Here is a 22544-nt window from a genome sequence, read left to right as displayed (position 1 = left end):
GGTTTATTTTAACCACATAGCTAATTTGTCTTTCAAAACTTTTGGCTTTATGGGTTTGGTAATATAATCATTCATACCAGCTGTAATACAGCGTTCTCTGTCACCTGCCATAGCGCTGGCAGTCATAGCGATAATAGGCACTTTCGCATAGTCAGCACCAGCTTTGTTGCTGCGAATTGCAGAGGTCGTGTCATAGCCATTGAGGTTTGGCATTTGGCAATCCATAAAAATCAGATCAAATAAAGCTGTTTGCTCTGTATTTAATATTTCTAGTGCATCGAGGCCATCGCTGGCACATACAATAGTGACACCGGTATTTTTTAATATTGCTTTGGCAACTTCAAGGTTGATCATATTATCATCAACCAATAACACCTTAAAATTTGAGAAATCGTATTCAACATATTCTGTTTGCTCACTACCTTGGCTAGCAACCAAAAAACTATTATTAACACCAAACAAACTTGCTAACTTAAAGCTAAATTGATCTTGAGTAAGCGGCTTATTAAGTACATGGCAATTTTCAGGCACCTGCTCTTTGGCTTTTTTACTAAGCAATAAATCACGCAAAATTAATACATATTTTTTATTCTGCTTATTACATAAATTAATCAGTGTTTGTAAGTATGGGTGATCATTATCAACAACCAGTAAATCAACTTTTAACTCTTGATATTGTGCTTGGTAGTCAAATCGTTGAATATTATTGGCCGCTACTTGGCAATTTTTAATCAATAAATTAGTGACATTGTTATATACACTGTCGCTATCTATCAGCACGCCAACCTGAATATCTTTTGCCAACTCAACGGCTGTATTGAGCTTTTTCTCAGCTGCAATATGTAATTGCACTTGCGCTGTAAAACAGCTCCCTTTGCCTTTTTCACTGGTGACGCTAATATCACCGCCCATCAATTGCGCCAACTTACGACAAATTGATAAACCAAGCCCAGTACCACCAAAGTGGCGAGTGGTACTGGTGTCCTCTTGGGTAAAGGCCTCAAACAACTTATCGATATTTTTTTCAGCAATGCCGATGCCTGAATCTTCAATAACAAAGCTCATTAATAACTTTTCTTCAGTAAGATACTGACATCCAAGAGTCAAACTGACTTCACCTTGATGGGTAAATTTGAATGCATTATTAAGTAAGTTTATTAATATTTGTTTTAATCGGTGGCTATCTCCTACTAACATACGATCAATAACTTTATCGGTATGCAAAAACACTTCTAAGCCTTTACGCTGGGCTTGTAATGCCATAGAGGTGATCATATCACTGCATACAGTAATCACATCAAAACTGTGATTATCAATATCAAGTTTACCTGCTTCTATTTTTGAAAAATCCAAGATGTCATTAATTAATGTCATTAATGAGTTAGCGCTGCTATTGGCCAGCTCTAGGTATTGCTGTTGCTGTTGCGTTAGTGTGTCTTCTTTGAGCATTTCCAGCATCCCTAATACACCATTCATAGGGGTACGTATTTCATGGGAAATGTTAGCAATAAAATCACTTTTCGATTTACTGGCTGCCAACGCTTGTTCAATCGCACTTTCAAGTTCAGTTGTGCGTTGGCGAACCTTTTGCTCTAACGTACTATTGAGTTTTTCAAGCTCTACTTGAGTCTGTTTAAGTGAATTGATGTTTCGTAAAATCGCTGCAACCTGGTGGCGCTGGGTAAAAATATCAAACACGCTAGTAAGTGTAATTGAGTAAAAGTGTTGTTGATCCTGCGGATCAGTATACACGCCTTCAAATGATGGTTTTGACCCCTGCGCTATGGTTTCATCAATACATGAATTATCACTTTCAGCAAGCGTAAATAATTGCGTGAATTTGGTGTGATCAATAATGATATCAAAGAACTGCAACGCTGTTTTATTGGCATTACTGATAAGCCCATCCTCTTGTACTGTTAAGATTGCATCGAGGGAATTTTCAATAATCTTGTTATTACGCTCCTTCAAGGAGTGAAACTCTAATTTGCGGTTTATATACCTTTGGTATAACCACACTAATAACCACAAAGCAGTGAAAAGTGAAATAATTACCAGCACAAAATGATCACGACGCTTAGCAACGTCTTTTGCCAAAATATCGGTATTAATTGATACCGCAAGTTCAAGGGGCAACATGCTAATGTTATTTTCTAAACTAATACGTTGTTTTAAATAATAATGACTTGGTAAATCATGAAAAGGTAAAGTCGCTTGGCTGCTCATATCTTGGCTTTGACTAAATACACTTAACCAAGTAATGTCTTGACCAAACTCAAAACCAAATCGCAGTTTAGGATCTGGGTGAAATAAAAACTGCTGCTGATCATTTAACAGATAAACATCAACCCCAGCAGGTGAACTAAAAGTAACACTATTAAATAACTCATCAGCAAAATAATTGGTTACTAATACAGCAAACACTGCTCCTTGTTTATTAAATACCGGCTTAGCAACTCGGTAGGTACTCACGTAGGGGATCTGAATTTGGCCATGCTCTCGATTATAGTTAATCGGTGATATATAGACAGATTCACTATCTAACCTGCTGGCATTAAGCATGTAATCCCGCTGCCCTTTTTGTTGTAATAAGTCTCCCTCTAGGCAAACCAAAGCATCATTGATCCTATCAACACGGACAATTTCTTGACCATTATCAGCAAGGGTAATATATCTGGCTTGTAATAGCTGCGGGTCAGTGCGCATAAAGCCACTAAATATTTCAGCTAAGCGCGTTTGCCATATTGCGATGGGAGTATTTAATAGTGGATCAATAAGGTTATTTGCAGCGGCTCGGCTGATGCCACTGATAGGCGGTGTGGCATTTAAAAAGTTGATTGACGAAACACTGTCTTTTAAATGTCCTTTTAACATCAGTGCTTTTGTATCAAGCTCTTGCTGTAGTGTGGTTTGGGCAACCTGGTAAACATCTTTGCGTACTTTCAGCTCAAATATATATAAAGCAGGTATTGCGAGGATGAAAAAAAACAGCAATGCTAATAAAGAAAGTTTATTACTGCGAAATAAATTAAAAAATGTCAGTGAGTTGCGCATCAAAATTGCCAGTTTGCTTTCAAATACAAACTACATTATAGAGCAATTAAAAAGTTATCTCTGCGCTTTTTATCGATTCTTAGTTTTTCTAAGGAAACTATAGTAATAAAAAATGACGAGCTAGCCCGTCATTTTTATTATTTAACTGAGAGTATTGTAACAACCACGCCCAGCCTACTTCTATATAATTTATTATCTAAATAAGACTTCTTCTTTATTAAACCATTTAACACAAAATGCTAATAGTGCACCGGCAACAATCACGGTCGCTAAAAAGATTAGTCCAAGTAACGTGTAATCAATCGTACCTTTGATAATTTCTTTAATCGCTAAAGCCACATTAGTAACCGGTATAAATGCGGTTTTAGCTGTTAGCTCAACATTCGGTAGTAAAGCAACAATGATAGGAAATATCACCCCCATACTCAGTGGTGTCATGTAATTCTGAGCTTCTTTAAAGCTACGAGCATAAATCGATATTGCTAACGCAAGAGAAGAAAAAATCGCGGCGACGGGTAATAAAATAATAAAAATGAGTGCCAAATCTAATACGCGTAATGAACTAAATGCTGTTTTTATCACATCCAAATCAATGAAAGAAATCGCGATACTGATCCAAACGCCCATACTCAACACGGTTATCGTTGTGGTGGCGATTGACGCTGCAAGTAAAGTAATAAATTTACCTAATACAAGTTGCGTACGGGTGATTGGTGTCAATAGTAACGTTTCTAATGTGCCGCGTTCTTTTTCACCTGCACCTAAATCAATTGCTGGGTATGTTGCTCCCATCAATACTAATGGGATCAGTAAGTAAGGGATAAAGCCGCCTATTTTCTCACCTAAATTTTCTCGTTTATCAGCAGTATCAACTTTTACAACTTTGATTGGATCAATAATTGCACTTTGTTGCTCAACTGAAACACCGTAGCTTAATAGTTTTTCAGCTCTTAGCTTATTACCAAATTCTTCAGCAAGCTCTTTTACTCTGTCGAATAAAAAGTTAATCGCTTTAGCATCGTTATAAACCACTTGCCACTGACTTTGTTTTGCGTCATCAAGGTTTTGTTTGGCATCTGCGGGTAAGAAAATACCCATATCAATGGTGCCGGCTTTAACGGCCTCTGTAAGCTCTGCAACTGTATTAAAGGTGTGATCACCTTTGTATAATTGAAAACTTTTATGATAAAAAACTTTATCTGTGAATGATTGCGCATATTCGCCATTGATAATGGCATAGGTATGAACTTTTTGTTCGGCTTCAAGTGTTGCTTGAGAACTAATAAATGCCATCACCGCAAATAATAATGGAAAGATAGCAACTGGTAATGCGACAATAAAAATGAGTGTTTTTTTATCTCGTAATAGCTCCTTTAATTCCTTTTTAAATACTTCAAACATTATTTTTCTCCGTCAATATATTCATAAACGCTTGATTAAGTTCGTCGCTTTTACCCACTTTTTTAAATTCGTCAAGACTGCCGTCAAAACAACTGATACCTTCGTTGATCACCGCAACGCGGTCACACAGTAGCGCTACTTCATCTAAATGATGGGTTGAAAATATAACAGGAGTCCCTTGCGCTTTAAGCCGTTTTATAAACTCGATCACCGTTTGAGTGGTCATAATGTCTAATCCAGTGGTCGGCTCATCAAGTACCACGACTGCCGGATGGTGCACAACTGCGCGGGCTATATTGGCTTTTTGCTTCATACCCGTTGATAAATTATCAGCACGTTTATCAATAAAGCTATGCATATCGAGTAAATCAAATAACTCTTCACACCGTGAACTAATCGCGTCTTTACTCATACCGTGTAGTTTTGCAAAATATTCGATATTTTCTTTTACCGTTAAACGGCCATATAAACCGGTACTGCCAGATAGAAAACCAATAGACTTACGACCAAATAGTGGTTTTTTAATGATGTCTTCACCAGCAATAATTATTTGCCCTTCATCGGGTTTTAACGCTGTCGAGAGCATTCTTAGCGTGGTGGTTTTTCCTGCACCATTAGGGCCGAGTAAGCCCAGCACTTCGCCTTTATTACAATGAAAGCTGACATCTCGCACCGAATGAAAATAATCTTTATCTTCACGGGGATCTATTTTATCGACTTTGTTTTTTTTATGGTCTTTAGTTAGCTTAAATTTCTTTTTAAGCCCCGTAACTTCTATCATGTTCGTGTCCTTCGTTTTGGTCTAAAGTAATCCGTATTACTATAAAACTCGGGGTTATTATTATCATACCAGCCTGGTACGCCTAGCAGTGGTAATGGTGAGAGCTGGCTATTGTCCCTTAAACAGTTATCGACGCTAATCATCTCATAAAGGGTTTGATCAATATACTGATACTGCTGGGCTAAATCTTTACAAAATATGTCACTCGGTACTTTTACAAATAATGCTTTACCTGTCAGACCAATATACGGCTTTGTTAGCATTTCATAATTAGCGTGGCCGAACATAAATGGCGCAATGGTTTTACCCCACAACGCTCTTTGCTCAATAAATGCCTGCTGCCATTGATGATTTTTAAGTAACGCAGGCCAAACATTATCACTTACAGCAAGTACAACCCCACATTCATCAAACAAGGTTAAGGCATTGCGGTGTTTTGAGCGTACTTTAGTGCCGTGAAGTGTGATCTCTTCAACATGGCGTTGATTGATCAATGCTTTCGTTTTAGGAAATAAACACCAGATAAGTCCACCAAATAAGTCATGCCAATTTTGTTGTCGCGTTGGTACTTTACCGGTATCAAAAATGATTTGCTCATAATAGCGCTCTTCCTCACTAAAGCAGGCGTCTTCAACAAAGCGAATTGTTTGCTGATTTGCATTTTTAGCATCTAAAAATGATGAAATCCACGCACATTGCGGCCAGTCGGATAAACCGTTTAAAGAAAACAGTGTATTTAAATGGCTAAATGCACCATTTTCTAAACTGGCGCTATGCCATTGTTCGTAAGGGGTAAAACGCTTCATGAGTATCTTTAGCTTTACAATTATTATGGTTGGAGTTTACCGCAAAAACTGGTTCTCTTTAATAGAAGTTCTTATACTGAGCTCACTTAAAACAAAAAAAGAGCGACTATGAAACGTTATTTTTCTCTGACACTCCTTGCAACTGCGGTACTTGCAGGATGTGCAACAACAAGTCTCACCTCTGATGATGTTAGCAAAGGGTATAATTCAATCAATGCCCAACAACTCGCAGAGCATGTCAAAGTGCTTGCCTCCGATGAATTTGGAGGCCGCGCTCCATCTTCAAAAGGTGAAGAACTCACACTAGCTTACCTTACTGAAGAATTTAAAAAACTAGGTTATCAACCAGGTAATGGCGACAGCTTTTTACAAGAAGTTCCGTTGGTGTCTCTTGAAGCAGATCCAAACATGGTGTTAACTATCGGCGGCAAAGATTACCAGTATAAAAAAGACATGGTAATGGGCAGCAGTCGCATTAGCGAACGCCAAAGTATTAAAGACTCTGAACTGGTATTTGTTGGTTATGGTGTTAATGCCCCAGAATATAATTGGAATGATTACGCAGGTTTAGATGTTAAGGGTAAAACTGTGGTGATTTTAGTCAACGACCCTGGTTTTGCCACTAAAGATCCTGCTTTGTTTACCGGTGATGCCATGACTTACTATGGCCGTTGGACTTACAAATACGAAGAAGCCAGCCGTCAAGGTGCTGCTGGGGCTATCATCGTTCATGAAACTGCACCGGCCTCTTACCCTTGGTCTGTGGTTGAAAACTCATGGAGCGGCGAGCAGTTTGGTTTTCAAAAAGAAAACAATAATATGGACAGAGTCGCTGTTGAAGGTTGGGTAACCACAGAGGTTGCTAACGAGCTTTTCACTAAAGCAGGTTTAGATTTTGCCAGTGCGAAAGCCAATGCAGCAAAAGGTGCTTATCATGTTGATATGGGCGATTTAACGGCGTCTGTTGCGGTTAAAAACACCATCAAAAAATCAATTTCATATAACTTCATTGCGACTTTACCCGGTAGTGAAAAACCAGATGAGCATATTATATACTCAGCACACTGGGATCACTTAGGTACTGATAAAAACCGTAAAGGCGACCAAATCTACAATGGAGCACATGATAACGCGACAGGCACTGCAGGCTTAATTGAAGTAGCAGAAGCGTTTGCAAGCTTACCAAAGCACCCTAGCCGCTCAATGACTTTCTTGGCAGTGACAGCTGAAGAGCAAGGTTTATTAGGATCTAAGTATTATGCTGCACACCCAGTGATAGCAGCAAATAAGACAGTCGCTAATATTAATATGGATAGCTTGAACTTGTTAGGCAAAGTAAAAGATATCAGCGTGGTTGGTATTGGTAAATCAGAAATGGACTCGCTATTAGCACAGGCAGCTAATGCACAAGGGCGCACTGTCTCGGGCGATCCTAAACCATCTTCAGGCGGGTACTATCGCTCTGATCATTTTGCTTTCGCCAACATGGGTATTCCAGCGATGTATGCGGGTGGTGGCAGTGAAGCACTTGACGAAGATACGGCTAATTATCGTAAACGCATGAGCTTAGTGCTACGTGGTTGTTACCATCAACCATGTGACAGATACCGTGATGAATGGGATCTATCGGGAGCTGTACAAGACTTACAACTGTTTTATCAAGTAGGTTTTGATATTTCAGAGCAACCACAATGGCCCAAATGGAATGCGAACTCAGAATTCCAAAGAAAATAACGCAAATGATATTGATTTTCATTTAATTTGAATCTAAAGTGCAACTTAGATAGTTTTTAGGTTGCACTTATGTTTTTACTTTCACTGCCCAAAATTAGTTTTCCAGCGTCCACACATTTTATTACCAGTAATAAACGGCTGCTATTACCGCTATTGTTGTTGTGTTGTTTAGCTTATGCTCCTTTGCGAGCAATGACATTGACGGCAATGAGTGATGCGTTTTTTCAAGTTAGTATATTTGTTGCCGTCACTTTATTTATCTATTACTACGCCATCGATCGGTTGCCTCACTTAGAGCTTGGCTATTTAAGCCAAAAATCACCCTTGTTAGAAATTAGTTTTGCTTCACTACTAGGAGCTTTACCTGGCTGCGGAGGCGCCATCATAGTAGTGACACAATTTACCAAAGGACAAGCGAGCTTTGGCTCTATCGTTGCTGTATTAACAGCGACCATGGGGGATGCTGCATTTTTACTATTAGCAACGAAGCCGCTTGAAGGCTTACTTATTATGATTATTGGCCTAAGCGTTGGTATTATCAGCGGATCCTTAGTCAATGCATTTCATAAGCAAGATTATCTTCGCCCAGCAAAAAATGATTATGCTGATGAGTGCTTAAATCAGCCTAGTAAGGCAATTATAGTCAGTAAATCAATTTGGCAAATTATTATGATGCCCAGTCTTATTGTGGCAATAATGATTGCTTTCAATACTGACTTTTCAGCCTTTGATGCTCTACTTGCTGAATCAATAACCTTATTTGGCGCTATTATGGCGCTATTGGCTGTTACCACTTGGGCGCTGTCGTCTAAAGGTCAAAGCTATCAACAAGTAACTTCAGAAGAAGAGACTATAACGCCCCCTTCAAAGCTATATAAAGTTTTGCAAGACACCCATTTTGTTACGGCATGGGTAGTTGCCTCATTTATGCTATTTGAGTTATTAGTAACATTTGCCGGTGTGGATTTAAAAGCCTGGTTTACTCACTATGCATACTTAGCGCCTTTAATTGCCGTTTTGATTGGTTTTTTACCTGGCTGTGGACCACAAATAGTGGTAACTACATTGTATATTCAAGGCATCATTCCCTTTAGTGCCTTAGCTGCGAATGCAATATCAAATGACGGCGATGCCCTTTTCCCTGCAATCGCAATGGCACCACGTGCCGCATTTGTGGCAACAATATATTCGGCAATTCCCGCTTTACTCGTTGGCTATGGCTTATATTTCTTTGGGGTGTAAGTCACTGACATAAAAAAGCTCAGCGACTGCTGAGCTTTGATAAAATGAATAATTAAGAGCTACGCTTAACTCATTGCCATCATCATTTTGGCTGGGTTTTCTAAATACGATTTCCACAAGTTATTGAATCGCGCTATCGTGGCCCCATCAATCACTCGGTGATCGCCTGACCAACTAACTTGCATAATTGCAGCAGACACCACTTGCCCTTTGGCATCAAAACGCGGTAGATGTTGTAATTTACCCAATGCCACAATCGCCACTTCTGGCTTGTTGATAATTGGCGTCGCAACTGTTCCGCCAATCGCACCAATATTAGAAATGCTAATTGTGCCGCCTTTGAGATCGTCAGGGCTAACACGTCCTTCACGGGCAGCATCCGTCAATCGCGTTACTTCATTGGCTACATCAACAATACTCTTTGTTTGACATTGTTTGATATTTGGCACTAACAAACCAATTTTAGAGTCAACTGCCATACCGATATTGTGATCATCAAAGTAGCTAAGCTCAGTGCATTCATCATTTATTTTCGAGTTTAATACCGGAAATTCTTTCATAGCCAGCGATAAGGCCTTGATGAAAAATGGCATCATTGTCAATTTAACGCCTTGTTGCTTATATTGCTCTTTTAAATCACTGCGCAAAGCAATCAAAGTTGTTAAATCAATCTCATCACAAAATGTAAAATGTGGGATAGTCGTTACCGAAGCAACCATTTGTTTAGCCATTGCTGCTTTGATGCCTTTAATTGGCTCAATGCGCATGCCGCCAGTGTCGCTAGCTGTGGTTTTCGTAACGTCAGGCTTCGTTTGCAGTGGTGATGTATCAATACTATTTGGCACTTCCCCTTTCACAAACTGTTCAATGTCCTCTTTGTAAATACGGCCATTCTTACCACTGCCTGGGACTGTGGTTAGATCAACATCAAGTTCACGTGCTTTGCGTCTTACTGCCGGTGATGCGACCGCCTTTTTATTAATTACAGGGGCTGTCACTGACTTTTCAACTACTGCTGTTTTTTGCTCTACCGCTTTGGTTTGTGCTTTCACTAATGCATCATTGATATCGACAACGTTTGCTTGAGTGCCTGCAATCGACATTTGAAAAAGTGGACTGTGTACTTGTGCAACATCCCCTTTAGCATAATAAAGTTTTACCACTGTGCCGGTATATTTAGCTGGAATTTGTACCAGTGCTTTATCTGTCATTACATCACAAACGGCTTGATCTTCTTCTATCAAATCGCCTTCGCTGACTAACCACTCAACAATTTCACACTCAACAATTCCTTCACCAATATCGGGAAGGATAAAATCCTCAACGACTTCAGCGTGAGTATTTGTTTGCGTGTGCTCTATTACGCTGGTTGTTTCTGCTTGAGTATGATCGGCTGTAGTCTCACCAGCTACATCCATTGCAAACAGTGGGGCATGCACTAAAGCAATATCCCCTTTAGCATAATAGAGCTTACTGATCACACCATCATGAACCGCAGGAATTTGCACCAGTGCTTTGTCTGTCATTACATCACAAATCGGTTGATCTTCAGCTACGGTGTCGCCTTCGGCTACTAACCATTCAACAACTTCACATTCAACGATGCCTTCACCGATATCCGGTAAAATAAAATCTTTTGCCATGATGACTCCTAAAATTCGACCGATTGCTTGATTGCTGCTAGCACTTTCAACGCATCAGGTACATATTCTTTTTCAAGCGCTAATGGATACGGAGTATCTAAGCCGCAAACACGTAAGATAGGTGATTCTAAATGCAAAAAACATTCTTGTTGGATTGTCGCCGCAATTTCTGCACCAAAACCATTAGTGATTGGTGCTTCATGGCTAACAATAAGTCGACCTGTTTTTGTCACTGAGTTAACAATCGTTTCCATATCCCATGGTAAAATACTGCGTAGATCAATCACTTCACAACTAATACCTTGCTCATTTGCACGTTTTGCAGCATCTTCGATGATTTCCATCTGTGCGCCCCAAGCAAGTAGTGTTACATCCGTACCTTCACTAACTATTTCAGCTTTACCCAGTTCAATGCTGTAATCTTGTTCAGGAACTTCACCCGTTGATGCACGATATAAGCGTTTAGGCTCAAAGAAAATAACTGGATTATCATCTTTAATTGCAGCTCGTAATAAGCCCTTTGCTTGGTAAGGGTTGCGAGGAACAACAATCTTAAGTCCCGGGGTATGTGCAAAATAAGCTTCAGGTGATTGTGAATGATATAAACCGCCGGCAATACCACCACCGTAAGGAGTACGGATAGTCAGGTTGCCAACATTAAACTCGTTACCGCTACGGTAACGAAATTTAGCAGACTCATTTACTATTTGGTCAAAGGCTGGAAAGATATAATCGGCAAATTGAATTTCAGCAAGTGCTGGTGCGCCAAACGCTGCTAAGCCATTAGCAAAACCCATGATCCCTTGTTCGGTTAATGGTGTATTAAATACACGGTGCTGACCATATTTCTCTTGTAGTCCAGACGTTGCGCGAAATACGCCGCCAAAATAGCCAACATCTTCACCAAAGATACACGCTTGCGGATGTTCAGCCATGGTTATATCAAGGGCTGAATTAATCGCATGTAACATATTCATTTTAGCCATTACTTAATTCTCCCTGCAGTCACTGGGTAAGCATCGGGGTGTTGCTTGATATGCGTTTTCAATTGCTCATATTGACGTTGCAAAGAAGGGATCGGTGTATCATATACATCTGACACCAACTCTTCTAAGGCCGGTTTTGCAATCACTTCAGCGCGTTTTAACGCGGCTAGTATATCTTCACGAATTTGCTCTTTGGCTTTATTGTCTTCTTCTTCATTAAGCCAGTTTTGCTTAATTAACCATTTGCGAAAACGTTCGATTGGACAAGACTGATAATTCGCTTCTTCGTCTTTTGAACGATAGCCACTAGGATCATCTGATGTAGAATGCGCGCCAAGGCGATATGCAATCGATTCAATTAAAATCGGCTCACCTGTTTTAGTGGCAAGTTCACGGGCTTTTTTAGTTGCGGCATAAACAGCAAGTGCATCAGCACCATCAACACGAATCGTTTTAATACCGTAACCTACGCCACGAGAAGCGATGCCGTCGCCCTTAAATTGCTCATCCGCAGGAGTTGAAATCGCATAACCGTTATTGCGAGCAAAAAATATAACCGGTGACTTATGCACTGCGGCCATATTTAAACCAGCATGAAAGTCTCCTTCTGAAGCAGCCCCTTCGCCAAAGTAACAGATAGTTATGTTATCTATCGTTGAGCTTAGCTCACCTGATTTTGCATCTATGTGTTTAATTTTTTGGCCATACGCGTAACCTGTTGCTTGCGGTATTTGAGTGCCTAGCGGCGATGAGATAGTCATGTAATTAAGTGCACTTGAACCGTAGTGAATTGGCATTTGGCGACCTTTACCTAAATCCAACTCATTTGAAAACATTTGATTCATAAACTGATCAAGTGTGAAGCCACGGTAATGAAGTGCAGCCTGCTCACGGTATTGCGCCATGATCATATCGTCTTGATCAAGTGCCGCAGCAGACGCTGTCACTGCCGCCTCTTCGCCTAAACATTGCATGTAAAAGCTTACCCGGCCTTGGCGTTGAGCAGCTTGCATACGCTCATCAAGTGCACGAATAAAACGCATTGTTTCATACAAGCGCAGCGCAGTACTTTCATCAATATCGGGGGCTGTTGCACCGTCGTGGATATCGCCATCCTCGTTTAAAATACTCAAGGTCGGAATATTTAAGGCATGACCGTCAATAAATGAGAGAGCATGACTAATATTCAGCGATACGTTATTTGGATTGCTCATAACCTACCTTCTTTTGTTGTCGTAAACAGTACAAGTCAGTTGTTATTATTGGCTGTGCTCTGCAGGATAAACTTTGCAGAAACTGTACTGTATTTAAATTAAAGCTGCTAACACTTTACGTTAACGTAAAGTGTTATTCAACTAATCATAGACGAAACAAAGTTAATTGGCGACAGTGGCATTGGAAAGTTAACTATACAAGAGCATAAAGTATATACAATCATATAGTTAACGATTTGAGCTGACCTGCAAAGCAACAAATTAAATAATATTATCAGTCAGTTGTAATGGTATTACCGTTAATAATGCACGTTGTCCAAGGGCAACATCGGCATTAGGAAATATAATTGCTTCGCCTTCAACATCTGCGTAATAACAGGTCTGACCATCCGTTGCGAGTAAATCACCTTTGCTAAACCCGGTAAAATTCTCGGCATCATCCGAAAAAGGAAACGAAAAATCGTGTTCAGTGCGATTGATTGATCGGTGCACAGCAAATAACTCAAAGTCACTTGCATCAAATTCTTTATATATCACTTCTTTTTGGCTAATTAATGCGATTAGGGTCGCTTTGGTTTTCGCAAAACGACTCATATCATTTTCACCAAACGGTTTTACTTGACCAAGTTCAACGGTAAATGAATCTGCACCATGAACAAAAGAAGAATAGTAACTAAAAGTGGTGGCTGGTGATTTCATCATTAGCACCGTATTTACTCCACAGCTTAATAAAAACTGTAGTTGCGACTTTTTCCACGGTTTACCATGCAAAAATGGATATACAGCAAATTTATCATTTTTTGAACCACGAATAGCAGTGTGTAAATCGTAATGACAGCGCTCTCGCTGCTGACCGCCGCGTTGATAAAAGTCACTAACATATTGTTCAAGCTTGGCCGCTCGTGTGCGCTCATTATTCATCTTTACACCTTCGACAGTGTGATGACCATTAAATAAACGGTTTAGATTTTCTTCAACAAAACGCTTGTCAATATTAATTGATTGCGGGTTACCAAAAATAAACAGTACACGCTGTGCTAGTTGTAAATCGCCTAAGATAATACGCTTAATTAATTCATCGCAAATTTCAATAGGTGCTGTTTCATTACCATGGATCGCACTTGAAAGTACCACATCGATTGTAGTTGCGCATTTTGGTTGAAACTCTATAACGCCAGTGTCATGAATAGTTACAGTGGTACCATTACTTAAAGTAAAAGCACTCGGTGCTAAATGCCATTCATTATTACGGCTGAGAGTTAAAAAATCGCCTTGCTGTTGTAATTCGTTTAAATACTCTGAGTTGGCTGTCATAATCCAAATGCCTTCATATTATTATGCAAATGAGAAACAAAAACGGCTGAATAAATCAGCCGTTATAAAATAGTCTAAGCGTTATTAACTAATCACTGAATCAACCAACTTCTTGGCTTCTTTTTCTAATAGCGCTAAATGTTCTTCACCTTTGAATGATTCAAGGTAAATTTTATAAATGTCTTCAGTACCTGATGGACGCGCTGCAAACCAGCCGTTTTCAGTAACTACTTTTAAACCACCAATAGCGGCATTATTTCCAGGCGCATGAGTTAGCTTTTGTAAAATAGGCTCGCCCGCAAGTGTATCTGCCGTAACATCTTTCGCACTTAGCCCTTTAAGTCGCTCTTTTTGGGCAGAACTTGCAGGCGCATCTATACGTTTGTATATAGGCGCACCAAATTCGAGCTCAAGCTCTTTATAAAGTGCTGATGGGGTTTTTCCTGTTACAGCTAAAATTTCCGCGGCTAATAATCCCATGATGAAACCGTCTTTGTCGGTATTCCATACTGTACCGTCAAAACGAAGGAATGATGCCCCGGCACTTTCTTCACCGCCAAACGCGAGTGTTCCAGTACTTAGCCCTTCGACAAACCATTTAAAACCAACAGGTACTTCTCGCACTTGACGATTATTACGGGCAACTACTCGGTCAATCATCGCACTTGAAACAAGTGTCTTGCCAATTTCAACGCCTTTGGACCAATCACGATGATTTAATAAGTAATCAATGGCAACCGCTAAAAAGTGATTAGGATTCATTAAGCCGTCAGGAGTTACAATACCATGGCGATCATAGTCAGGATCATTGCCAATGCTTATATCAAAATCATCTTTAAGGGCGATTAAGTTTGCCATCGCATAAGGTGATGAGCAATCCATACGAATTTTGCCATCTTTATCAAGTGGCATAAATGCAAAGCGCGGATCGACACTTTCATTGACGATTGTTAAATCTAAAGCAAATTTTTCGGCGATAATAGGCCAAAAGTTGATCCCTGAACCACCGAGCGGATCAATACCCACTTTAATATTTGCTTTTGCAATCGCTTTTACATCAACAACATTAATCAGATCTTCAATATAAGGAGTCATTAAATCTTGGTATTTAATAAAACCTGAACGGGCTGCTTTTGCAAATGGGAATAGCTCAACTTCAACTAAATCTTCTAGTAGTAGTTGATTTGCTCTGTCTTCTATCCACTTAGTAACGTCAGTATCTGCCGGGCCACCATTAGGTGGGTTATATTTAAAACCGCCGTCTTCTGGAGGATTATGTGAAGGTGTAACAACAATACCGTCAGCTAATTCATGAGGATGTAATTTGTTATGACACACGACCGCGTGGCTAATCACCGGTGTAGGTGTAAAATCGTCGTTTTCTTGCGTGATCACTTGTACTTCGTTAGCAACAAGCACTTCAATCGCTGAATTGTAAGCCGCCTCACTTAACGCGTGCGTATCCTTACCTAAGAATAGCGGTCCAAAAATATTATTTTGTTTTCGGTAATCACAAATTGCTTGAGTAATGGCGAGAATGTGAGATTCATTGAATTTCACATCATATGAACAACCTCGGTGCCCTGAAGTACCAAAAGCAACACAATGTTCAGGGTTTTGCTCTAGATCGGGTTCATTTAAATAATAAGCAGACACTAATTTTGGTACATTTACTAAATCTGATTGTGTTGCAGGTTTCCCTGCACCGGAATGAATCGCCATTACATTTCCTTTATAAGTAGTCTCGAATTTTTTCAGCTTGTTCAGCACTATAGCCTAAGCCAAGTGCCACTTCGTGTAGCATCATTTTCTTACGGGTAGTATTTGAGTTGGTCATTACCCAGTATTCACTGTCGGTAATGTTTTTTGGATTCATACTGCTGCCACTGTTTACTAACGCTTCTTTGCTGGTTGCGAAGTAAACGCGATCACGCCCTTGCACATCCAATACCGCTGAAAAATCAGTTTTATGAGTTCTATGTAAAGCAGATAAAATAAACAAAAAGCGCCCTACTACGCCTTTTTGCATCGCCAACTCTTCTTTATTGAGTATATTAAAAACACTGGCATGCGCTTGTGTCAATGGTGTGACAGCGGCTGACTTTTTATTCTCGGTCGATGAGGTGTGTTCAGTTGTTTGAGTCGTCTTTGCAACCTCATGCGTGACGGGCTGTTCTGGTTTTTCTTGCGCGGCTAAATCATTTTCGCCGTGAATATTTAATAAACGACGTAAAATAGTTGAGGCGCTTTCGCCTATACTTTGAGTGTTACTTGCAATGTATTGATATAACTCGTCGTCTATGTCAATTTTTTTCATGTTATTCCTGTCGTTACGGGTCACATTTTTTTCATCCATGCTGATTATACCCAAACCTGATTTAATTCTCTATGTTTTGCAATTTGTTATTTCACTAGGCAAACTAGGCACACTTTTATGAGATTGTTTTTGGAAACTGTGATGCTGTTAAATTACAAACAAACTGGCCAAGGGCCGCATGTAATTTTGATCCATGGATTGTTTGGTTCACTGGAAAATTTAAATGTTATAGCCAATGCATTGGCAGAAAATTTTACCGTAACGAATCTTGATTTACGTAACCATGGCCGTTCACCACACAGTGATATTATGGATTACCCGGCAATGGCTGACGACGTACTCGCCTTAATGGACCATTTAGGTATTGATAAAGCCCATTTAGTCGGTCATTCTATGGGCGGGAAAGTTGCTATGCAAATAGCACATGTTAGTCCAAGCTCAGTAAATAAACTCGTAGTATTAGATATCGCTCCTGTTGCATATCAAAGTCGTCATGATGATATCATTGCGGCACTAAAGCTGGTAAAAAGCCATGCTATAAATGACCGCAAAGAAGCGGATAAATTAATGACGCAGCTAATACCTGAATTAGGTGTTCGCCAGTTTTTGCTAAAAAGCTATGCGAAAAACGAACTTGGTGAACTGCAGTGGCGCTTTAATTTGACTACCCTTAGTGAAAAATATCGCAATATTTTAGCAAATGTTAAAGCAAATGATTCTTGTTTATGCGATACTTTATTTATCAAAGGGAACGATTCTGATTATATATTGCCTGAATATCGTGAAGCTATTATGGCTCAATTTAGCAACGCAAAAGCAAAAATTATTCATGGCGCAGGTCATTGGTTGCATGCCCAAAAACCAATGGCGGTTAATAAGTCTATCAATGATTTTTTAATGGCTTAATAAAGCAAAATTTAATCACGTATTTTTGACTTAGCGCACTAAATTATTACAATTTTATATGCTATAGTACGCGCCGTTTAATTTAAAGGTTATACGTTGATGGTCAGTCAGTTAATTAACGAATTTGATACCCTTGGGTTGTACTTTGGCTTAGCCGGTGTGTTCTTTTTTATCGGTATGGCTATCCAAGACGTACTAAAAAAAGGTAATGTGCCTAAATTTGGCCGTTATGTAGTATGGCTTGTGCTATTTTTAGGGTGTTCTGGTTTTATCGCTAAAGGACTTATTCAAGTTTTTTGGCAAGGTGCGGGTGTGGGTTAACCATGGCTAAGTCTGAAACAGATAGAACAACGCTCGATTTATTTGAATACGAAAAACGCCCCGGCAGACCAAAAACGAATCCCCTACCAAGGGAGGTTCAGTTAAAGGTAAATAAACGTAATCAAATAAAAAGAGATAAAGCACGTGGTTTAAAGCGTGTCGAATTTAAAGTTTCATCGCAGTTATATCAAGCGTTAAGCGATATGGCCGATGCACAAAATATTAGCCGCAGTGCGCTGATTGAAACTATTTTACAAGAAAGATTGGCTATTGATAGATAAAAGGTTTTAAATCCATGGCAAGTGTAGGTATTTTTTTCGGAAGTGACACAGGTAACACAGAACACGTAGCTAAAATGATCCAAAAAGAATTGGGTAAAAAGTTAGTGGCTGTGCATGATATTGCTAAAAGTTCAAAAGAACAGATCGCAGAATTTGATTTAATCTTATTTGGCATTCCTACTTGGTATTATGGTGAAGCACAATGTGATTGGGATGACTTTTTCCCTGAATTAGAAGAAGTTGATTTTGATGGCAAGCTTGTGGCTATTTTTGGCTGTGGCGATCAAGAAGACTACGCTGAATACTTCCTTGATGCGATGGGTATGATCAATGACATCGTTACTGAGCGTGGCGCTATTGTTGTGGGTCATTGGCCAACACAAGGGTATGATTTTGAAGCCTCGAAAGGCATGGCTGATGACAACCATTTTGTTGGTTTAGGCATTGATGAAGACCGTCAACCAGAGCTTACTGAACAACGTGTAAAAGCATGGTCAGCACAAGTTTATGAAGAAATGTGTTTAAGTGAACTTGCTGATTAAATGCACTTTATTGCTAGTAATCGTATAAAATAGTGACGTTCGTTTTCCTATTACACATTTTATAAGTATTTCTAGCAATTGATCTTTGCACTTAATGACTAGGCACGTTATTCTTATCGTTGCTAATGTGTCGTGTACATCTTTGTAAGGTGTCTAGTATAACCAAATATAATTGAGACAGATTTAATGACTGATCATAACTTGGAATTAAAAAAAGCCGGCTTAAAAGTAACTTTGCCGCGTATTAAAATTTTAGAGATTTTACAATCTCCAGATAACCAACACATCAGCGCTGAAGATGTTTACAAAATTCTTTTGGACCTAGGTGAAGAAATTGGCCTTGCTACTGTGTACCGCGTACTTAACCAATTTGATGATGCGGGTATTGTTAGCCGTCACCATTTTGAAGGCGGTAAGTCAGTATTTGAACTCTCTGGTAGCACACACCATGATCATCTTGTATGTTTAAAATGTGGTAAAGTTGTTGAATTTGAAGATGAAATGATTGAACGTCGTCAACTTGAAATTTCAGAAGAAAATGGTATTAAATTAACCAACCACTCTCTTTATCTGTATGGCGAGTGTACTGACACTGCAGCATGTAAAGCATTTGCTGATAGCCAATAATTTTTTAGCTGAATAAAAAAAACCTGCAAATTGCAGGTTTTTTTATGTCTGTTACTTTTATCCCCTCGCCTTTGAGCGAAGGGATAAAAAACTACTGCTGCGTTTTAGTCCAAGAATCACGTAAACCAACTGTTTGGTTAAAAACAATGTTCTCTGACTTAGTATCACGGCTGAAGTACCCTGTACGTTCAAATTGAAAACCTTGTGCAGGCTCTGCATTAGCAAGTGATGGCTCAAGTTTTGCGTTTGCTAAAACCACTAATGAATCAGGATTTAAAGTTGTTGCAAAGTCTTCAGCTGCTGCAGGATTTGGTACGCTGAATAACCGATCATATAAACGAACTTCTGCGGTGATTGACTCACTGGCTGACACCCAGTGGATAACGCCCTTCACTTTACGTCCATCAGTTGGATTTTTGCCCAGCGTTTGTGGATCATAGCTACAGAAAATCGTGGTTATTTCGCCATTTTCGTCTTTTTCAACACGCTCTGCTTTAATAACATAAGCACCACGTAAACGAACTTCTTTATCAAGTACTAAGCGCTTGAATTTGTTATTTGCTTCTTCTTTGAAGTCTTCACGTTCAATATAAATTTCACGGGTGAACGGAACATCACGACGACCCATACTTTCATCATTTGGATGATTTGCAATTGATAAGGTTTCAACGGTATCAACAGCATAGTTTTCAATGATGATTTTAACCGGATCGAGAACGGCCATGGCACGTGGAGCATGTTCGTTTAAGTCTTCACGGATACAGGCTTCAAGCATGCCCATTTCAACCATGTTTTCTTGTTTGGTTACGCCAATACGTAAGCAAAATTCACGAATTGATGCTGGTGTATAACCACGACGGCGAAGACCTGCAATGGTAGGCATACGCGGATCATCCCACCCTTCAACATACTCATTGACCACTAAATCATTTAGCTTACGCTTTGACATTATAGTGTATTCAAGGTTTAACCTTGAAAACTCAATTTGTTGTGGATGACATTCAAGACTGATGTTATCTAACACCCAATCATATAAACGGCGGTTATCTTGAAATTCAAGTGTACACAATGAATGGGTAATGCCCTCTAGCGCATCTGAGATACAGTGCGTAAAGTCATACATTGGGTAAATGCACCATTTATCACCGGTCTGATGATGGTGTGCAAATCGAACACGATAAATAATAGGATCACGCAGCACCATAAATGAGCTGGCCATATCGATTTTTGCACGTAGTACACACTCGCCTTCTTTAAATTCACCAGCACGCATTTTTTCAAATAGTGCTAGGTTTTCTGAAGGACTAGTATCACGGGTTGGACTATTTTTACCAGGCTCTTTTAACGTGCCGCGATATTCACGCGCTTGATCAGCTGTTAAAAAGCAAACATAGGCTAAGCCTTTATTGATAAGCTCTACAGCATAGTCATACAAAGTATCAAAATAATTTGACGAATACTTTATTTCACCATCCCAGTTAAAACCTAACCACTGAACATCTTCTTTGATTGAATTAACGTAGTTAATATCTTCTTTTTCAGGGTTAGTATCATCAAAACGTAAATTACATTGACCACTGTAGTCTTGCGCTATACCAAAATTTAAACAAATTGATTTAGCATGACCAATATGTAAAAAACCATTTGGCTCTGGTGGAAAACGAGTATGTGTAGACGCATGTTTACCTGATGCTAAATCTTCATCAATACGGGTTCTTATAAAGTTACTTGGGCGATTCTCAATTTCCGCCATAGGAATACAATCCTCACAATAGTGCATGGTGACAAAACTACTGCATTATACCCAAACCACCCCAAGATGCGAGTTTCAGTTGGAATTAAAAGCGATTTAGGCAAGGCATTGATTGCAAATAATAGTGGTTCTATTGGTAAAATCAATAACGCAGTATAAATCGCTTTTAAACCAACCCGTTGGGCGTTTCGCAGGCATTTACTCTCATCGTTGTTACTTCTTAAAAGGGACTATCATTGTTGCAAAGTAACGCCTTGATATTAAGCCCCTGTGAAACGCTGAATTCTGCATATTGAGGTGGTTTGGGTATATTATAAAAACAAACCTTAACATACAGTAATAGATGCGGGTTTATTACATACTGTGTGCTTAGCGGAAAATACTAGCTGAAGAACCACGTCTGGGTTGTTATTCAACCTCTTAATGGCGATAAATTGTTCTAGCGCAATAAAACAGTCATTCAACCAAGCTACAGTGGCGTCATTAAAGTAATTCTTTTAAGGAGAAAATAATGGCTTCACTTTCACAGCATCGCGTTTATATCCCAACTACTGCACGCGCAAACCAATATATCTTAGCGGAGTTCGTACCCAGTGCCGATTTATACGCACGTTTTAGCAATATACAGCAATGTTATGAACGTTTAGCACGACAGCTATTCTCTTCATGTGATGAATACGAGCTACACAATGTACATTTGATAGCAAACGATAAGCTTCCCGTTGTTAGGTTTCATGAAGAGTCTTATTGCTTACAAACAGAAAAACAAATTTTATTCTTTTATAACCCGCGTTACCATGAAGCGCATAAATGCATTTACGACAGTAGCAAACCCAGTAAAAAAATTCGCTTGCTCTTCCTTGCTACTGGTGAAGACTTGCGTGCGAATGCTGCTATATTCCATACCCGTGTTAAAAAAGTACTCGAATACCTACAAAGCACATTATTGATCGATGAAACAGCAATAAAAGTGCGTGATCATCAGCATTTAACCTATGACTTGTTCGCCAAAGCGAAAGGATGTAAAGAAAGCTACGGTTATAAACTTAGAGGACTCTACCCTCGCTACCAAAGCCGCCATTGTACACTCCCTGCAGAACATAATGAGATGACTTATACGACATTTGCGATCCCAATAACACGTACCATTAAAACTCAGTTTCATCATTTACTTAATAAGCCAACATTCACAGAGTTTTACCAGTATTTTTATGACGCATTTATTCAGCAATGCGCCGCCAAAAATTTACATTTAGCGGCGATGATAGCAAATGGTACGATGCCAATAATTAGAAACAGTAAGACTGATAACAACGATGGCAATCATGAATTGCAAAAGCTGAGCTTTTCAACCGACGATCAAAAAACGCAATACAGTCATTATTGGCATGATGAAAAACTAGTAGATTCACTGCATTTTGTTATTGTTGCCAGTGAAAAAGACGAACAAGGAATTGGCCACGGTCGGTTTATGAATCAAGTTGAAAGTGTGATCCGTACACTCATCGAACCATTATCTATTAATAAAGAGCGCCAAGATATCACTGTGCGATTTTTTCAACATATCAATCATTATCTATAATAGCGAGCTTGTCGATAATGACCCCCTTAAGCTAAGTTCA

At 39.4% G+C, this 22544-nt stretch carries 19 protein-coding genes; 8 read left to right on the top strand and 11 right to left on the bottom strand.

Features of this window, described 5'->3' with window-relative positions:
- Window positions 1-3 precede the first annotated feature (3 nt).
- The 4 genes from H5186_RS10980 to H5186_RS10965 form a co-directional block, all read right to left on the bottom strand.
- Window positions 4-3054: an ATP-binding protein gene (locus H5186_RS10980; protein WP_182794452.1), complete on the bottom strand. Its 3051-nt coding sequence runs from the start codon at window positions 3052-3054 to the stop codon at window positions 4-6.
- Between the two features lie 192 nt (window positions 3055-3246).
- Window positions 3247-4455 carry an ABC transporter permease gene (locus H5186_RS10975; RefSeq protein ID WP_182717851.1) on the bottom strand — a complete coding sequence of 403 codons (1209 nt, stop codon included), beginning with the start codon at window positions 4453-4455 and terminating at the stop codon, window positions 3247-3249.
- A complete protein-coding gene (locus H5186_RS10970) occupies window positions 4448-5236 on the bottom strand; it encodes an ATP-binding cassette domain-containing protein (protein ID WP_182761330.1) in 789 nt (262 codons plus the stop codon). The genes H5186_RS10975 and H5186_RS10970 overlap by 8 nt, the downstream gene beginning before the upstream one ends.
- Entirely contained in the window at window positions 5233-6042 is an 810-nt protein-coding gene (locus H5186_RS10965) for a DUF3025 domain-containing protein (RefSeq protein ID WP_182717853.1), read from the bottom strand. Before H5186_RS10965 ends, H5186_RS10970 begins: the two co-directional genes overlap by 4 nt.
- Window positions 6043-6150: 108 nt before the next feature.
- Here H5186_RS10965 and H5186_RS10960 point away from each other — a divergent pair, with 108 nt between their 5' ends.
- Both H5186_RS10960 and H5186_RS10955 read left to right on the top strand, forming a co-directional pair.
- Window positions 6151-7776, top strand: a complete 1626-nt coding sequence (locus tag H5186_RS10960; protein ID WP_182730936.1) for a M28 family metallopeptidase — start codon at window positions 6151-6153, stop codon at window positions 7774-7776.
- Between the two features lie 69 nt (window positions 7777-7845).
- Window positions 7846-9018, top strand: coding sequence for a putative manganese transporter (locus H5186_RS10955; protein ID WP_182739266.1), 1173 nt, complete (start codon window positions 7846-7848; stop codon window positions 9016-9018).
- Between the two features lie 65 nt (window positions 9019-9083).
- Here H5186_RS10955 and H5186_RS10950 read toward each other — a convergent pair whose 3' ends face one another.
- The 6 genes from H5186_RS10950 to seqA form a co-directional block, all read right to left on the bottom strand.
- Window positions 9084-10661, bottom strand: coding sequence for a dihydrolipoyllysine-residue acetyltransferase (locus H5186_RS10950; RefSeq protein WP_182794451.1), 1578 nt, complete (start codon window positions 10659-10661; stop codon window positions 9084-9086).
- Between the two features lie 8 nt (window positions 10662-10669).
- On the bottom strand, window positions 10670-11647 hold the full coding sequence (locus H5186_RS10945; protein WP_182761327.1) for an alpha-ketoacid dehydrogenase subunit beta: 978 nt from the start codon (window positions 11645-11647) through the stop codon (window positions 10670-10672).
- Entirely contained in the window at window positions 11647-12861 is a 1215-nt protein-coding gene (locus H5186_RS10940; protein WP_182761326.1) for a thiamine pyrophosphate-dependent dehydrogenase E1 component subunit alpha, read from the bottom strand. The genes H5186_RS10945 and H5186_RS10940 overlap by 1 nt, the downstream gene beginning before the upstream one ends.
- A gap of 261 nt (window positions 12862-13122) precedes the next feature.
- Window positions 13123-14175, bottom strand: coding sequence for a succinylglutamate desuccinylase (astE, locus tag H5186_RS10935; RefSeq protein WP_145233889.1), 1053 nt, complete (start codon window positions 14173-14175; stop codon window positions 13123-13125).
- 84 nt (window positions 14176-14259) lie between these two features.
- Window positions 14260-15897, bottom strand: a complete 1638-nt coding sequence (pgm, locus tag H5186_RS10930; RefSeq protein WP_182761325.1) for a phosphoglucomutase (alpha-D-glucose-1,6-bisphosphate-dependent) — start codon at window positions 15895-15897, stop codon at window positions 14260-14262.
- A 10-nt stretch (window positions 15898-15907) separates the two neighbouring features.
- Window positions 15908-16492, bottom strand: a complete 585-nt coding sequence (gene seqA, locus H5186_RS10925) for a replication initiation negative regulator SeqA (RefSeq protein ID WP_182717858.1) — start codon at window positions 16490-16492, stop codon at window positions 15908-15910.
- Window positions 16493-16633: 141 nt separating this feature from the next.
- On the opposite strand from seqA, the gene H5186_RS10920 reads away from it, so the two are divergent.
- The 5 genes from H5186_RS10920 to fur all read left to right on the top strand — a co-directional run bounded on the left by H5186_RS10920 (window position 16634) and on the right by fur (window position 19169).
- Window positions 16634-17398, top strand: coding sequence for an alpha/beta fold hydrolase (locus H5186_RS10920; protein WP_182794456.1), 765 nt, complete (start codon window positions 16634-16636; stop codon window positions 17396-17398).
- A 99-nt stretch (window positions 17399-17497) separates the two neighbouring features.
- Entirely contained in the window at window positions 17498-17719 is a 222-nt protein-coding gene (locus H5186_RS10915; protein WP_054204660.1) for a DUF2788 domain-containing protein, read from the top strand.
- Between the two features lie 2 nt (window positions 17720-17721).
- Entirely contained in the window at window positions 17722-18000 is a 279-nt protein-coding gene (gene ybfE / locus H5186_RS10910) for a LexA regulated protein (protein WP_016709654.1), read from the top strand.
- A 14-nt stretch (window positions 18001-18014) separates the two neighbouring features.
- On the top strand, window positions 18015-18542 hold the full coding sequence (gene fldA / locus H5186_RS10905) for a flavodoxin FldA (protein ID WP_149981079.1): 528 nt from the start codon (window positions 18015-18017) through the stop codon (window positions 18540-18542).
- A 186-nt stretch (window positions 18543-18728) separates the two neighbouring features.
- Window positions 18729-19169, top strand: coding sequence for a ferric iron uptake transcriptional regulator (fur, locus tag H5186_RS10900; protein ID WP_145233880.1), 441 nt, complete (start codon window positions 18729-18731; stop codon window positions 19167-19169).
- 91 nt (window positions 19170-19260) lie between these two features.
- Here fur and glnS read toward each other — a convergent pair whose 3' ends face one another.
- Window positions 19261-20922: a glutamine--tRNA ligase gene (gene glnS, locus H5186_RS10895; protein WP_145233878.1), complete on the bottom strand. Its 1662-nt coding sequence runs from the start codon at window positions 20920-20922 to the stop codon at window positions 19261-19263.
- Between the two features lie 511 nt (window positions 20923-21433).
- On the opposite strand from glnS, the gene H5186_RS10890 reads away from it, so the two are divergent.
- Window positions 21434-22504, top strand: coding sequence for a DUF3083 family protein (locus H5186_RS10890; RefSeq protein ID WP_182717859.1), 1071 nt, complete (start codon window positions 21434-21436; stop codon window positions 22502-22504).
- The last annotated feature ends 40 nt before the right edge of the window (window positions 22505-22544 follow it).

The organism is Pseudoalteromonas sp. SG41-2, from assembly GCF_014164535.1.
GTDB classification, from domain to species: domain Bacteria; phylum Pseudomonadota; class Gammaproteobacteria; order Enterobacterales; family Alteromonadaceae; genus Pseudoalteromonas; species Pseudoalteromonas rhizosphaerae.
The sequence above is the reverse complement of the archived record's forward strand: the minus strand, read 5'-3'. Positions and strand labels throughout refer to the sequence as shown.